Source organism: Comamonas kerstersii (genome assembly GCF_002056725.1).
Lineage (GTDB): Bacteria > Pseudomonadota > Gammaproteobacteria > Burkholderiales > Burkholderiaceae_C > Comamonas > Comamonas kerstersii.
The window spans coordinates 3,134,118-3,148,469 of record NZ_CP020121.1 but is presented as its reverse complement, the minus strand read 5'-3'; the positions used below and the strand labels follow the sequence as shown (position 1 = coordinate 3,148,469).

Annotated in this window: 13 protein-coding genes; all 13 read left to right on the top strand. The window is 57.6% G+C overall.

The features are described 5' to 3' along the window. The first annotated feature begins 55 nt into the window (after positions 1-55). Entirely contained in the window at positions 56-391 is a 336-nt protein-coding gene (locus B5M06_RS14765) for a hypothetical protein (RefSeq protein WP_080025288.1), read from the top strand. A 10-nt stretch (positions 392-401) separates the two neighbouring features. Continuing rightward, positions 402-611 carry a hypothetical protein gene (locus B5M06_RS14760; RefSeq protein ID WP_080025287.1) on the top strand — a complete coding sequence of 70 codons (210 nt, stop codon included), beginning with the start codon at positions 402-404 and terminating at the stop codon, positions 609-611. A 59-nt stretch (positions 612-670) separates the two neighbouring features. After that, positions 671-3,529 (top strand): phage tail tape measure protein, encoded by a 2,859-nt coding sequence (locus B5M06_RS14755; protein ID WP_080025286.1) that lies wholly within the window; start codon positions 671-673, stop codon positions 3,527-3,529. Further along, on the top strand, positions 3,530-3,886 hold the full coding sequence (locus B5M06_RS14750) for a hypothetical protein (protein ID WP_054067859.1): 357 nt from the start codon (positions 3,530-3,532) through the stop codon (positions 3,884-3,886). It abuts the gene before it with no gap. Then, positions 3,883-4,347, top strand: coding sequence for a DUF1833 family protein (locus B5M06_RS14745; protein ID WP_054067860.1), 465 nt, complete (start codon positions 3,883-3,885; stop codon positions 4,345-4,347). Before B5M06_RS14750 ends, B5M06_RS14745 begins: the two co-directional genes overlap by 4 nt. Next, positions 4,347-4,748, top strand: a complete 402-nt coding sequence (locus tag B5M06_RS14740; protein WP_054067861.1) for a hypothetical protein — start codon at positions 4,347-4,349, stop codon at positions 4,746-4,748. Before B5M06_RS14745 ends, B5M06_RS14740 begins: the two co-directional genes overlap by 1 nt. A gap of 19 nt (positions 4,749-4,767) precedes the next feature. Further along, a complete protein-coding gene (locus B5M06_RS14735; protein ID WP_054067862.1) occupies positions 4,768-5,298 on the top strand; it encodes a hypothetical protein in 531 nt (176 codons plus the stop codon). A gap of 389 nt (positions 5,299-5,687) precedes the next feature. Further along, positions 5,688-11,336: a host specificity factor TipJ family phage tail protein gene (locus tag B5M06_RS14730; protein WP_162777477.1), complete on the top strand. Its 5,649-nt coding sequence runs from the start codon at positions 5,688-5,690 to the stop codon at positions 11,334-11,336. Beyond that, the gene (locus B5M06_RS14725) at positions 11,333-11,770 is read left to right on the top strand and encodes a tail fiber assembly protein (protein WP_054067864.1); all 438 of its coding nucleotides are present in this window, start codon (positions 11,333-11,335) and stop codon (positions 11,768-11,770) included. Before B5M06_RS14730 ends, B5M06_RS14725 begins: the two co-directional genes overlap by 4 nt. Beyond that, a complete protein-coding gene (locus B5M06_RS14720; RefSeq protein ID WP_054067865.1) occupies positions 11,770-12,522 on the top strand; it encodes a hypothetical protein in 753 nt (250 codons plus the stop codon). The genes B5M06_RS14725 and B5M06_RS14720 overlap by 1 nt, the downstream gene beginning before the upstream one ends. Then, entirely contained in the window at positions 12,519-13,757 is a 1,239-nt protein-coding gene (locus B5M06_RS17145) for a phage head spike fiber domain-containing protein (RefSeq protein ID WP_162777478.1), read from the top strand. The genes B5M06_RS14720 and B5M06_RS17145 overlap by 4 nt, the downstream gene beginning before the upstream one ends. Beyond that, positions 13,754-14,041, top strand: a complete 288-nt coding sequence (locus B5M06_RS14715; RefSeq protein WP_054067866.1) for a hypothetical protein — start codon at positions 13,754-13,756, stop codon at positions 14,039-14,041. Before B5M06_RS17145 ends, B5M06_RS14715 begins: the two co-directional genes overlap by 4 nt. Continuing rightward, positions 14,041-14,334: a hypothetical protein gene (locus B5M06_RS14710; protein WP_054067879.1), complete on the top strand. Its 294-nt coding sequence runs from the start codon at positions 14,041-14,043 to the stop codon at positions 14,332-14,334. The genes B5M06_RS14715 and B5M06_RS14710 overlap by 1 nt, the downstream gene beginning before the upstream one ends. The last annotated feature ends 18 nt before the right edge of the window (positions 14,335-14,352 follow it).

Below are 14,352 nucleotides of genomic sequence, written 5' to 3'. Positions count from 1 at the left end.
CCTTGGCGCAAAGCCGCCGAGTGACTACCATTAGGCCATCTCATAAGGAGGCGTGATGTTCTTTTTTTTACTGGCGCTGGCTCTGTGCTTTGTCGCAGGCGCGGTGGCTCAGTCTCGCGGGCGATCACTGATCGGGTGGTTGATTTTGTCGGCAGTCGCTGGGCTGCTGGTCAGTGTAGTGAATGCTGCCGCTGGCGTGGCAACCCCTGCGCTACTGGCGATACTGGCGCTGGTGCTGCCGAAAGTTGGCAATGCCGCATTTGGCAAAGATGCCGCAGGCGCGGCGATTACTCCAGACACGCATGTGAAATGCCCTGACTGTCGCGGCTATGTACCCAAAGATGCCAGCAAGTGCCAGCACTGCCAGACGGCACTTATTCCACAAGCATGAGGGAGGCGTGATGCGAATTTTGGTCTTTGTCGGCGCAATCATTGGCGCGATTTGCTTGTTTGCCTCTTTCTTTGTCGCAGGGGCGCCCCAGCAGGCCGCATTGGCAGCAACAGCTTGCGCCTTTGCCGTCATCCCGTACGTGCTATTCCGCGTCCAGTCTGTTGCAACAGCAGAGGATCAGAGGAAAGAAATCATTGATTTGCTAAAGCAGAAAAGCTGAAGCAAGTACATATTCAAACAAGAGCCCGCATTTGCGGGCTTTTTTTATTGGGGCCCGTAATGACTGATATAGCAGCAATCGGCATCAAGGTCGACACCGATGGCGTAGAGCGCGGCATTAAAAGCCTGGAGCAGTTGACACGCCAAGGCGAGGCAACAGAGAAAAGCATCAGCAGTTTGGAGCGATCGTCAAAAAAAACTGGCGATGGAATGCGCAATATCTCCGCAAATGCAGGACGAGCAGCGCAAGATATTAGGCTTGTTGGGAAATCTTCTGAAGAAGCGGCAGATGGCGTTGGAGAGCTTTCAGCGGCATTTGGGGTGCTTAAAACGGTCGCTGCTGCAACAGTGGCGAGTCAGTTTGTTGGTCAGTTGGCGTCAATGGCGGATGCATCTACCAATGTGGCTTCACGGCTTAGCTTAGTAACTGAAAGTGCTTCGAATCTTGTGGTTGTACAGCGCGAATTGTTTGAGATTGCCCAAGCCTCACGCGTCCAATACACAGGCTTAGTCGATACCTATGCCCAAATAGCGCGATCCACCAAAGAGCTAAGCATCTCACATGCAGATCTGCTAGGGATCACCAAGACCATCAGTCAGGCAATAACAATTTCTGGCGGATCTGCCGCCTCCGCGCAAGCAGCATTGGTTCAACTGTCGCAGGGTTTCGCATCAGGAGCACTGCGTGGTGAAGAGTTAAATTCTGTAATGGAGCAGACGCCTCGGCTCGCTATGGCGATTGCTCAGGGCATGGGCAAAAGCATTGGCGAGCTGCGGGCAATGGGTCAAGCTGGGGAGTTGACCGCAGAGGCTGTGCTCGGGGCTTTGCAGAAAGCCGCAGACTCTGTGAGTAAGGAGTTTGCACAGATGACGCAGACAATCGAGCAATCTGTAACGCAGGCTGAAAACAGCTTCCTGCGCCTGGTTGGAGTCGTGGATAAGATTTCTGGCGCATCTTCTGCGGCTGCGTCTGGCATTGGCCGCTTTTCCTCCAACATGGATGGCCTGAGCACAGAGATCGAAAGGCTCCATGCAAACAAAGGCAACATTTCGGACTTCTTCTTCCTGCTCTTCAACAACGAGAAGACGCTGAATGAGGAGTTGCGCATTTCGCAAGCAGAGCTGGATAAGCTCAATGCCAGATTGTCCAAAGCGCCGGACAACATCTATGCGAAGTCGGCTGCTTATGACATGCAGCTCTATATCAACAAGATTAAGGAAGCGATTGCGCGGCTAAATGAGCTGGATGGCAAATCCCCATCAGGAAGTGCAGGCGCAGGCGGCGGCAGCATCAACCCTGCGGACTTCCCAACTCGAGGCAGTCGTGCCAATTTCCTGCGCGAGCAGGAGGCGGCGAGCAAGAAGCTGCTGGACATCAGCGCCCGCGAAAACGGCATTACGAAGCAGTTCACGGACGACTTGGCAGCCTATCAGGAGGGCTTGCGCACTGGCGTCATAACGCTGGCTGAATACACTGCCGCAGTAACCAAGCTCAATGTCGAGCGCGACAAGGCGCTGCGAAAGAAAGAGGGCGGGGAAAAAGGCGACAGATCTGCAGAGCGCGAAGCTGGTGCCTTCATGCGCGCTGAAGTCTCGGCGGTAAAGGCGGCCATGAGCCAGATCACAGCGGTCTATACCGGCTCTGAGGCCATCATCGAGAGCCTGCATCGTGCTGGACTGGTGGATGAAAGGGATTACTACGAAGCCAAGATTGGTTTTGTGGAGATGCACCTTGACGCCAAGCGGCGCGAGCTTGAGGAAGAAAACCGGATTCTGGCTGCGCAGTCGCTCAAAGGTGCGGACGCCATCGAGCGCGACCGCAAGATTGCTGAGAACCGGGCGCAGCTTGCCAAGATTACGGAAGAGGCTGCATTCCAGACGTCCGTGCTGGCGATCGAATCTGCTTCGGCGGCAACTGCCCAGCAAGCCAGCTTCAAGGCTGCAGAGCGTGCGGCAAAGGATTACTTGGACACCTTGCGGCGCGGGTTTCAGCGCGACGCTGCCTCCGTAGGCATGGGTGACCAAGAACGTAGCATCCAGTCCGGCAAGCAACAGGTCGAGGATCAATATGCGGACCGCATGCAAGACATCTATGCCCAGCGCGAGCAGGCGGAGATATTGTCCGGCGGGAAGCTGTCCGCAGAGATGGAGCGACGATTTGCTGAGCGGCTTACGCTGGAGAAGCACTACCTGAGTGATGCGCTTATTGCGTACGACGAGGGTGTGGCAGCAAGGCTGGCGTCAGAAAGTCGCTGGGAGAACGGCGCAACCCGCGCTTGGAAGAACTACGCAGCCAATGCGGCCAACGTAGCAGAACACACGGCGAATCTGTTCACCAAGGCATTCCAAGGCATGGAGGATGCGATCGTCAACTTTGCAATGACGGGCAAGCTGAGCTTCTCGGATATGGCGAAGTCCATCATTGCTGACCTGATCCGCATCCAGGCAAGGCAGGCCATTGTGGGAATGGCTGGCAGCTTGTTTGGCGGGGTCTTTGGTGGAATGTTCGGCGGCATGTCGGCAGACCGCGCTGCGGTGTATTCCTCTGGCGGCTACACAGGTGACGGCGGCAAGTACGAGCCTGCAGGCATCGTGCACAAGGGCGAGTACGTCATCAACGCAGCTGCCACCAAGCGCCTGGGCCTTGGCTACCTCAATAGCCTCAATGGCTATGCCAATGGTGGATTGGTGGGTGGCGGCGGCGCGGCAGCGCCTGTTGGCGGTGTGATGAAAGTCGAAATCATCAATAACGGCGAACCAATGCGCGTTCAAAGCTCAGGCATTGAGGCTGGCATCTTGAAGGTTGTTGTTGAGCAGGCGGTGCAACATTCTGTTGGCGCTGTAGCAGGCCAACTGGCCAGTGACAGTGGGCAAATCGGCCAAGCAATGCGTGCGCGCAAGAGTATGGGGATGGCATAAATGGCAGCACTACCAAGCTATGTGAAGCTGCTCAGAGACGGCGCCGGGCGAGAATTTGACCCCGGCGTTGTTGTTTCTGAGATGGAAAAAGGTCTGCCCAAGATGCGGGTCGGGCAAAGCAGGGTGGTCGTCCATGTGGCGGCCACTTTGTTTTTTAAGACCAGGCAAGACGCCGTGGCGTTTGAGGCTTGGTATTTCGACACCATCAAGCGTATCGGCTGGTTTGATTGGTACGACAGCCTTTATGGCATCACCCGCAGTGTGCGCTTTCAAAACGGCAGCATCGGGCAGCTGCAGCCGTTGACGGCCCGTTACGGACATTCGAAGCGCTCCGTCACACTGGAGTACCTGCGATGACAGAAACCTTTCGCACTCGCAACCAACGCCTGCATGACGATGTGGGCTATGTGGAGCTACTGGAGGTGACCAACCCCAGCTTCTCTGGCCCCATGCATATCTGCAATGACGTGCAGGACTTTGTGAGCCGTGGCACCAGCTACATCGCACTGCCGTTTCGCTTCACGCTGCCAGATGACGTATCCGGCCAAGCGCCGCGCATGCAGCTGCAGATGGACAACGTGGGCCGCGGCTTCAGCGATGAGCTGGAGCGCCTGCAGCCAGGCACCACCACCATGGCCAAGCTGATCATCGTGGCGCGCGACCGGCCAGATGAGCATGTGCACACATTTTGGCTGCCCATGACGCAAATCAGCATCACCGGTGCAGCAGCATCTGCCACTTGCAGCGTGGACCACCTGAGCCGACAGGCCGCCTGCAAAGTGATTGCAGACCCGTTCACTTTGCCGGGGATCTTCTGATGCTGGACGTGACCCGCTTTATTGGCATTCCCTACTGCCCGCACCGCATGGACTGCGCTGACCTGGCCATGCTGGTGCAGCGTGAGCTGTTCGGTAAATCCGTACAACTGGCTGGCAAGCGCCCGCGCCCCCTGCACCCTGCCGAGCAAGCCGCTGCGATCGACGCTTACCGCGACCAGCTGGCCGCCCCCGTAGAGCAGCCGCAAGACGGTGATGCCGTCCTGATGCGCGAGCCTGGTGCCGAGCGTGCCGGGCATATCGGCACCTATTTCTTTATCAGTTACGCGCCGCATGTGCTGCACACGGCCTCTTGGATGCAAGGGGGCAGCACGCTGCACCGCTTGCAAGACTTACCCAGCCTCGGGCTTACTGTGGAGGGGTATTACCGTTGGCATTTTTAACTATTTCTTAGGAGTGGATATGCAGTCTTGGATGGGAAACGTTATTGGTGCAGCAATTGGCCTGATCGCCATTTTGATTGGCGCTTTATGGAATGCGCATCTAACTCGTAAACGTGATACGCATTTGCGCGAGCAAGAGGCGCGATCCATTAGCTCCGCCTTGGCTGCAGAGCTGCGCACGACTTTGGATATGACGGCTTCTCGTTTTATGCAGGCCGCTTTAGATCGAGGGGGAATGTCAAAAGAGGTTTTGCTGGCTTTGAGGCCACCTGCTTTGGTGGTTTGGCCAAAGCTTGCAGACAAGCTTGGCCTATTGGAGCCAAGGGTCGCAGTGACAGCAATTCAAGCATTTTCTCTGCTGGATTGGCACATGGCCATGACCGGCGTAACTATCGATGAAGCCATCAATGGATCCTTGAAAAAGGAAGCTGCGATGCTCCGTGCGCAAGCGTTTGCTAACGATTGGCATCGTTTGAATGCCGCAATTGAAATGCTTGGAGGCGAGCCTGTTAAGGGGCTGCCGTTTGTTGAATTTGGGATTGGGTTATAGCCATGGAAATTACGCGCGCAGAAATTGATGCTGTGTTTGATGCCCATGGTCGATTTGTTTTGACCCCCGACCCTATCAAGCTAGACGGCCAAAAGAATATCCCCTGCGACCTACAAGAGGGCGAGAGCCTTCTGGCATTCCTGCGCCGTCATGTGCCCGGCATTGAGTCTGGCGCGTGGGCTGTAAGGATTGGCGGCACTGAGATCCCACGCTGCATGTGGGGCAAGACTTACCCCAAGCATGGGATGCACATTGCGTGCCGTGCGACCGTTGGCAAGCAGGCAGTGCAATTGGTGGCTGTTGCTGCGTTGGCATATTTTTCCGGCGGGCTTGCTGCAGGCTTATATGGTGCAATGGGCGGTACGTATGTAGCCGCTAACGCAGGCTTGATGCTTTCCGCGCTGCAGATGGGCGTCTTTGTCGCAGGCTCCATCCTGATCAACAAAGTCCTGGGCCCCAAGACTCCCAAAGCTGGCACCCCTGAAGAAGCCAAGCAGGTCTACAGCCTGCGCAGCCAGCGCAACAGCGCCAGAGCCTATGAGCCGGTGCCCGTGCTTTTTGGCGAGATGCGCGTGGTGCCAGACCTGGCCAGCCAGCCTTACACCTGGCACCAGTCTGAAGATCAGTACCTGAGCACTATCTTGCTTGGTGGCGTCGGCGTGCACAGCGCAGCTGATCTTGCCATTGGCGATACACCCATCAGCAGCTACCAAGATGTTGATGTGTACTACAACGGTTTTTCTGGCATGCCAAACCAGAAGATCCCATTGTCCAGCAACATGGACAGCCTGGCGGGTGGTGCTATTGAGGATGATGAAACCTGGGTCACGCGTACCAGCTCGCCTGGCGCAATTCAGCTGGCGGTTGACCTTGAGTACGTCATGTACTTGCAGGGCAACAAGGGATTGTTGTGGGCGCACTCTGACATCACAGTGCAATACCGCAAGGTAGGCACATCTGAATGGCGTGTGCTGACAGGTGCTGTCAAGCGGATTGGAAACAACAAGGCAGAGCCCCGCCGCGTGACGTGGCAGCAGCCTGTTGATGAAGGCCAGTACGAAGTCCGCATGAAGCAAAAGAAGGTAGCGCGCACTGACCAGAATGGCACGAATGGTTTCCGTCAAGTGACCTGGGTGTCGCTGCGCTCTACGCAGCCAGACAATACGGACTACAGCGCGTTTGGCCGCATTGGCATCAAGATCAAGGCCACGGGGCAGATCTCCGGCAGCCTTGATACCGTGCGCGTCACCTACCGCGCCAAGCCAATGCCGATCTGGACGGGCACCGCCTGGGCCACTGCCACCACCCGCGAGAATGGCCTGAGCAATCCTGGTGCGATCTTGCTGCAGACGCTGCGCGGCATCTGGCACAAGGGCAAGCTGCAATTTGGGTTTGGCTTGAGCGACGATCAGATTGATATCGATGGCCTCAAGGCGTTCATGCTGCATTGCACCGCCAATGGCTACACGTATGACCGCTGGATCACATCCAGCATCAGCTTGCACGACTTCTGTCAAGAAGTGGCCCTTGCAGGGATGGGTGAGTTCTCATGGACAGATGGCTCGCGCCCCACAGCGGTGTTTGTGTCGGACGGCCAGCCTGTGTCTGCTGTGGTCAACATGGCCAACATGCTCAAAGCCAGCTTCAGCGTGGACTACGCGCTGAGCAATGCTGCTGACGGCATCGAGTACCAGTATGTGGACCGTGACAAGGGGTTTGAAACGCAGACGCTGCGCGTAACAGCGCCCGGCGTGACTACCATGCTCAATCCCGCCCGCGTGCCCGGTTATGGCGTGACAACCGAGGCGCATGCGGCCATCATGGCGCGCTACCACCTGGCGCAGTCGCTGTACCAGTACAAGGCGATTGGCTACACGGCAGACATTGAGCATCTGGACTACCGCCGTTTGAGTGTGCTGTCTATCAGCCATGACTTGACGCAGTGGGGCTACGGTGGCCGAGTGCTGGCCGCTGAGCGTGCGGGTGACGATGTGCGGATCACGCTGGACGAAGCCGTGCCTCCACTGGAGACTCCACACCTGGGCTTGCGCCTGCCTGGCGACCGTGACTACCGCGTCTGGAAGGTGCAAGCGCTGACTGAAGCCAGCAATACGCTGACGCTGATTGGTGAGTGGCCCGAGGATCTGCCGCTGCCTGGCGAGGGCGACAACCCCATGGATACGCTGTGGTGCTATGACTTTAAAGCAACCCCCGGTTACCGTGTGCGCGTCACCAGCTTGGAGCCAGAGAGCGACCTGAAGGGCGCCAAAGTCACTTGCGTACCTGAAGGCCCTGAGTTCTGGGACTACGTGCTCAATGGCACTTATGTGCCTGCGCCCAGCCAGACGGCGCTGCCGCAGCATGCCCGTGCGTCTGTCAAAAACCTGCGCGTGACAGAGCATGTCAACGTGCAAGGGGACACAGAGTGGTACGAGCTGTCAGCCCTGTGGGATGTTGAAGGCGACTACGACCACGCCCAGGTGTGGGCAGGGGTGGACGGCTCAGAGCTGCAGCTGGTCGATGCCAACGCCGTGGGCAGCCGCACACGCTTTCGCATTGATGGGCCAGGCCAGTGGCTGGTAGAGGTGCGTCCATTCAACGCTGGCGGCCAAGTGGGGCAGTCTGCGGCGGTGCTCTACATCACAACGCTGGTGCAGCGTGCACCGCGCAATGTGGATAACTTCACCGTGCAAGAGCTGGCCGGTGGCCTGCGCCGCTTTGCGTGGCAGTACACGGGCGATAAGCCGCCAGCGCTTGCAGGCGTGCAGATCCGCTATGTGCCCGGCGATGTAGCGCTCAGCACTGATATGTGGGGCGACATGACTCCGCTGGGCCAGCCTGACGACGTATACAAAGCGCAGTTTGAGACAACCCGCCCCGAGGCTGGCTTGTGGACCTTTGGCATCCGAGCCATTGACACTGCAGGCCAGCTTTCTTCTGGTGTGGTGCGCTTTGTAGCCAACCTGGGCGATAGCTTTGAGCAAGTACAGCAGCCAGACGTGACGCCGCCGCCAGTGCCCACGGGCCTGGCTGCCACTGGTGCATTTGCCACGGTGCAGGTGAGCTGGGATGTGCCGGTCTACGACCAAGGCCACGGGCACAGCCGCACTGAAGTGTGGGCCGGTGTGACTGCAGACATTGCGGATGCCGCCAAAGTGGCAGAAGCCTATGCTGGGCCTGCATCGTTTGAGTGGACGCTGGGCAGCACTGCTTATGTCTGGGCGCGCAATGTCACGCAAGACGGTGTAGCTGGCGACTGGGCTGGCCCGGTGACTGCGCAGACGGCACAAGACGCGGCTGCTTTGGGTGAGGTGCTTAAAGGACAGATCACTCAAAGCCAGCTGCATGCAGACCTGTCTGGCCGCGTTGACATGATTGACGTGCTGGATGTTGGGCGCCCAGAGCTGGGTGTGGCCACAGGCTTGATTCAAGCCACGGCCGCCCTGGCTGCTGCCGATGTGCAAAAGCGTGACGAGATTGACGCTGCAGCCCGGCAAGCGCTTGAGGCCTTGCTGATTGCAGACCGGGCGCTGGAGCGCATCACGGACGCTGGGGTCTATGTAGACCCAGAAAGCGGCACGGTCAAGATCGCAGGGCTTGAAGCCACGCGTGATGAGGTCACGCAGCTGGAGGTGCTGCTGGATGCAGTGCAGGGCCAGTTGGCGCTCAAAGCCACCACCGCATACGTAGACGGCAAGATTGCTGAAGCAGTGCTCAGCCCCGCAGACCTGCTGCTGTACGAAGGCCTGGATGCACGCGTGACCTCGGTGACGCAGGCGCTCAACAGCGTCAACGGCCAGCTGGCTCAAAAGGCCAGCGCGGCAGAGCTGACGCAGGCGCTAGTGCGGCTGACCACGGCTGAAAACAACCTGGATGCACTGTCTGGCCAGATCGCCCTGCGTGTGACCAGGTCGGAGTGGGAGTCTGCGCAGCAGGGTCTGGAAAACCGCATATCTAGTGCAGAGGTAACACTCAGTGCGCTAGATGTGCCAAGCATTACGCAAACTGTGATTGCCACGCGCCGCTTGGATAAGTCGGCAGACAAGGCGGCAGAGGCGCTGCTGCGTGACATTCTGACGGGTGAGCGCAATCGCTCTGAGGCAGCAGAGGCTCTGGCTTTTGCGCGGACTGAGCTGAGTGCGGCCATCACCGAAGGTCTGCAAGCTGAAGCGCAGCAGCGCACGCAGCTTGCGGCCAAAGTCGATAGCCAAGCTGCGGCGCTTTCGCAAGAGAGCACCGCCCGCAGTACGGCTGACGAAGCCCTGGCACAGCAGCAGCAAGCACTTGTCGCACAGGTGATGCAGACAGACCAGCGCCTGCAGGCACAGATTCAGTCAGAGTCACAAGCTCGGGCTGATGCTGATGCGGCAGAAGCCACGCAGCGGCAGCTGCTAGCGGCTACGGTGGCGGCTAATCGAACCGAAGGCCTGAATGCGGTAGATGCAGCCTTTGCTGCTATCTCTGCAGAGCAGACTGCACGTGCAAATGCTATTTCTGCAGAAGCTTCTGCACGTCAAACACTGGCTGCCACCGTCTCCAGCAATCACAGTGCTGCCTTGGCTGCCGCGCAAGCGGCAAGTGATGCAGCAGGCAGCAAGGGCAAGGTGATCTTCGGGTCGTCTGCACCGGCTGTGGCTGACCGATTGGCGCAAAACCTGTGGATTGACAGCACTGGTGGTGCCAATACGCCCAAGCGCTGGAATGGGTCTGCATGGGTAGCAGTCACTGACAAGGCGGCCACTGATGCGGCTGCAGCGGCTGCGCAGGCGCAAGCCACTGCCAACAACGCTGTGGCTGCCATTCAGACGGAGCAAAGTGTGCGCGCAAATGAGACGGGGCACTTGGGTGCTCAGTACACCGTGCGCATGCAGCTTGGCCAAGGTGGGCAGCAGGTAATCGGCGGCTTTGGCTTGTCGGGCACCTCCAGCCAGACCGCAGGCGCGCATATCGATTTCGGCGTGCTGGCCAACATCTTCTGGGTAGCAGCGCCGAATGGCTCAGGCGTAGCGAACGTCAGGCCGTTTTCTGTGCAGACAACTGCGCAGACGGTCAACGGCGTGGTTGTGCCAGCTGGCGTCTATATGGATGCCGCGTACATCAACAACGTCACTGCACTGTGGGCCCGCTTCGGCACGCTGGTTGCTGACAGCATCCAAGCTACCGCCATCAGCGCTGGGCAGCTCACCGCAGGCAATGGCGTCATTGGTGGCAGCTTGAAATCCAGCAACTACGTGGCGGGCAGCAGCGGCTGGACGCTGCGGCCAGACGGCGTAGCAGAGTTCTCCGGCGTGATCGTGCGCGGGACTGTCTACGCAACCTCTGGCACGGTGGGTGGGTGGAGCATTGGCTCTAACTACTTGCGCTCCAGCAACTACCAGGCTGGCGTGCGTGGAGTGAATTTCGGCAGCGATGGCTCTGTGGAGATCCGCAGCACAGATGGCACTCGCGCGTTCAACCTGCAGGCCACGGGCACACAGGCATTGCTGGCGGTGCCAGGCCTGTCCATCTTGGGCAATGGCTCAGCCACATTCTCTGGGAATCTCAGCGGTGCCAGCGGTTCTTTCAGTGGCACCTTGACTGCCAGCAACATCATCAACACATCGCACTTGGTCAACGGAGCCGTAAGTTCTGCCGTAGGTGCTTTCTCAAATGATCAAGGGTCATTCACGGTGCACGACACGGAAGTGGCGATTGAAACCGTCACGCTGTCAGTCGCCGGTGGCCGTGTTGTTGTGCTTGCGGGCTTGGTGCTACAGGCCAGCGGTAGGTTCACAAGCTCTCTAAACCCACTGGTGCGGGTGCGTTTGAAGCGAAATGGGTCTGAGTTGCGGCGCTTAGACGTGAATGCGACGATTTATTTTGAATCCGGCACCAGCGCGATTGCTCGTACCTACCTGACGTTGCCGCCACTTGTGGACTCTCCAGGTGCTGGCGTTCATGTCTACACCCTCAGCCTTGAGGCGCGAAACATGGATACCAGCCCCGTGAGAGTGAATTACTGGCACAGAGGGCTGTCCGCTATGGAGGTAAAACGATGACACAAATTTGTATCACCGTACTAGACGAGCATGGCGCGCCTGTGCGCGAGCTGTCTGGCGCCGTTGACCAGGTGGCGCTCAACCTGCAGCCAGGCAGCACCTTTATTGAGGGGCACGCCGCAGGTGACTGGTGGGCAGATGGTGTGTGGCACACCAAGCCGGAGCGCCCCAGCCCTTTGGCAACTTGGGACTGGCAGACACATCAGTGGGTGACAGACGCTGATGCAGAAGCCGCAGCCGCTTGGGAGCATGTGAGAGCACAGCGCGATCAGCTGCTGGCTGCTACCGACTGGCGTGTCGTCAGAGCGCAAGAGCAGGGTGCGCCGCTTGATTCTGCATGGATCGCATACCGGCAGGCGCTGCGCGACATCACGCAGCAGCCAGATCCGCACAACATCATTTGGCCGCAAACACCGGCAGAAGGGAGTGAGTAATGGGGTGGTATAGAACCGGCACCGCAACGGTGACCAACAACAGTGCGACCGTCACAGGCGTTGGCACTGATTGGGTGGAGGGTGCAGCTCTTGGTGAGACCTTCCTCGGGCCTGATGGTCAGTGCTACGAAATCACGCAGATTTTGGGCGCGACCAGCATGCGCATCAGCCCCAACTACAAGGGCAGCACGGCAGCGGCCCAAGCTTACGCAATCATGCCAACGCGAGGAGACTTGGAAGAGCTCACAGCCGAGGCGGCAAAGCTGATTGCAAGTTACGCAGCCATCCGTGATGGTGCAGGCAAGGGCAAGTTTGCCGCAGGCACAGTAGCCGCGCCCAGCTTGCGCGGCACTGCTGACGAAAACACGGGCCTGCGCTTTGCCGGTAACGACATCCTGCAGCTCATCACGAATGGCGTTGTCCGACTGCAGATTGCTGCGGATGGTACGCCGTCTGGTGTGTTTGTTGAAAAGCTGCCAGTGAGCACGGCCACGCAGACAGCCATCAACAACCTGGCTGCCGCATGCGTTGCGATTGCCAATGTGGGGTCAGCTCCTAATGAGCTCCCCAGCAATCAGCATCTGGGCGAACTGGCCTTTCTTGACGCCCTGGGTGCAACAAGCGTGACGCGCCACACCCGAGACAGCAAGCCTGGTGACGTATGGCATGAGTGGGTAAGCAACACCCAGCTCATTAAGAAATTCCACGGCTTTGACAACGTAATCCGCACCATCACGGAGACTTACGCATGACAGCAATTGCAGATCTGCCTGATATTCGCCCCAGCCTGCTGCTGGATTTTGCAAATAGTGGGCGCGTAGACCCACGCATTGAATGCACCCGCGCAAGTAGTGCCACATGCTTTGGGCCAGATGGCAAGCTGCGCACCGTGCCTGCCAATACCCCGCGCATTGACTATGACCCCGCTACCGGGAAATGCTTGGGGTTGTTGGTGGAAGAGGCGAGGACGAATCTTCTAATCAGAAGTACACCTACTGCATCTACAGGGCAATGGAATCCAGTTGGCACTGAAATTACACCAGCATTCGACATTGCGCCGAATGGTTCACAGACCTCTGTCAAAGTCACATCGACTATTACAACTGCAGGAGCATCTACATACTTGTCAGCAGGCAGCGGGTCTACGTCATATACGGAAGGCAAAAGATACACAGCCTCCTGTTACGTGCGTTTTGGAGTGAATACATCTAACTGGAGTATTCGTCTACTGCTGCATGGGAATGCATTTGGAATGCAGCGAAGCGTTTTGCTTTCGCCTTCCGGTGTCGGCTCAAGCGCTGGTTCTGCAGAAGGTTACGGTATTCAGCAAATCGGTAATGGTTGGTACAGGATTTGGGTGTCGCACACTGCCACCAGTTCTTTGGTTAGCTGGGCCCCCATTATTTGGCCAGACCAAAATATGCCGTCGGGGGACTCTTTCGAGTTCTGGGGGTGTCAACTTGAGGAGGGCACTTACCCTACAAGCTACATCCCTACAGAAGGTGCGGCGGTGACGAGGTCTACGGATAAGGTCAGTGTGCCGTATACGACAGCAGGGGCAGGTGCTTTATTTGTCCATGGTCGCTATGACGTAGCAGCGTCCTCTACATTCTTTCCAGTCAGAGCAAGGAGTGAGGGTAATGGGTATATCGGAACCCCGTATTGCCTAACATCTGGCGCTATAGCTCGATCAAGTTACGTTCGTAATAATGGAGGAAGTCCTTCTAATGCAGTAGCTTCAGGAATGAATATTTCGACAGGGCTATATAAATCCGTTATCTCTTGGAATGGAAAAAACTTTGCCAGCTCCTCAAATGGGACTATCTCAAATTCAATGACGCATGAGCTTGAGTTTCCTATATGCACACACATTGACCTCTGCACTGCTTCATCTTCAGGTCCGGTATTGGGGGCATCGCATATATTTCAAATAGTTGGTTATGGTGCACAACTATCCCCCAAAAATATGCAAAGGCTCACAGCATGAAATTCCTTCGCTTTAATTCCGAAAGCACGGCCCGTGCTGCATTCGCTGAATATCTGACTGAAGATAATCAATGGCCAGCCTATATTGGAAATGTCGCAGTCGATGTGATTGGCACGATTCACCGACCCACAGGCCAGATAGTCCAAACACCAGAAGGCGATGCGCCGCAGATGGCAGCACTGCCGGGCTTCCACATCAACTTGAGCGACAGCGTGCCGGAACTTGTTGAGTTTGAGATTGAGCAGCCAAGCACCCCGGCGCGGGTTTTCTTTGGAGCCGCATGATGGATCTGACACCCCTGATTCACGCCGTCATCGCAGTCGCAGCCCAGCTCGCAGTCGGCAAAGCCACAGGCAACTGGTGGCTGGGCGGTGCTGCTGCCTGCATCTGGTGGATAGCCCGCGAGCACACGCAAGCCGAGTACCGCTGGATTGAAGAGTTCGGCCACGGCCTGCGCGCCAATATGCCGCAATGGGGTGGCTTTGATCCCCGCATCTGGAATGTGCCAAGCGTGCTGGATTGGCTGGTGCCAGTCATAGCCTGCCTTTTGATCTACGCACTCATGCGCAACAAGTAGCCCGCTCAAAGCGGGTTT

Coding starts and splice junctions, on each gene's coding strand:
- B5M06_RS14765 (WP_080025288.1), top strand. CDS start 56: ATGTTCTTTTTTTTACTGGCGCTGGCTCTGTGCTTTGTCGCAGGCGCG.
- B5M06_RS14760 (WP_080025287.1), top strand. CDS start 402: ATGCGAATTTTGGTCTTTGTCGGCGCAATCATTGGCGCGATTTGCTTG.
- B5M06_RS14755 (WP_080025286.1), top strand. CDS start 671: ATGACTGATATAGCAGCAATCGGCATCAAGGTCGACACCGATGGCGTA.
- B5M06_RS14750 (WP_054067859.1), top strand. CDS start 3,530: ATGGCAGCACTACCAAGCTATGTGAAGCTGCTCAGAGACGGCGCCGGG.
- B5M06_RS14745 (WP_054067860.1), top strand. CDS start 3,883: ATGACAGAAACCTTTCGCACTCGCAACCAACGCCTGCATGACGATGTG.
- B5M06_RS14740 (WP_054067861.1), top strand. CDS start 4,347: ATGCTGGACGTGACCCGCTTTATTGGCATTCCCTACTGCCCGCACCGC.
- B5M06_RS14735 (WP_054067862.1), top strand. CDS start 4,768: ATGCAGTCTTGGATGGGAAACGTTATTGGTGCAGCAATTGGCCTGATC.
- B5M06_RS14730 (WP_162777477.1), top strand. CDS start 5,688: ATGCTTTCCGCGCTGCAGATGGGCGTCTTTGTCGCAGGCTCCATCCTG.
- B5M06_RS14725 (WP_054067864.1), top strand. CDS start 11,333: ATGACACAAATTTGTATCACCGTACTAGACGAGCATGGCGCGCCTGTG.
- B5M06_RS14720 (WP_054067865.1), top strand. CDS start 11,770: ATGGGGTGGTATAGAACCGGCACCGCAACGGTGACCAACAACAGTGCG.
- B5M06_RS17145 (WP_162777478.1), top strand. CDS start 12,519: ATGACAGCAATTGCAGATCTGCCTGATATTCGCCCCAGCCTGCTGCTG.
- B5M06_RS14715 (WP_054067866.1), top strand. CDS start 13,754: ATGAAATTCCTTCGCTTTAATTCCGAAAGCACGGCCCGTGCTGCATTC.
- B5M06_RS14710 (WP_054067879.1), top strand. CDS start 14,041: ATGGATCTGACACCCCTGATTCACGCCGTCATCGCAGTCGCAGCCCAG.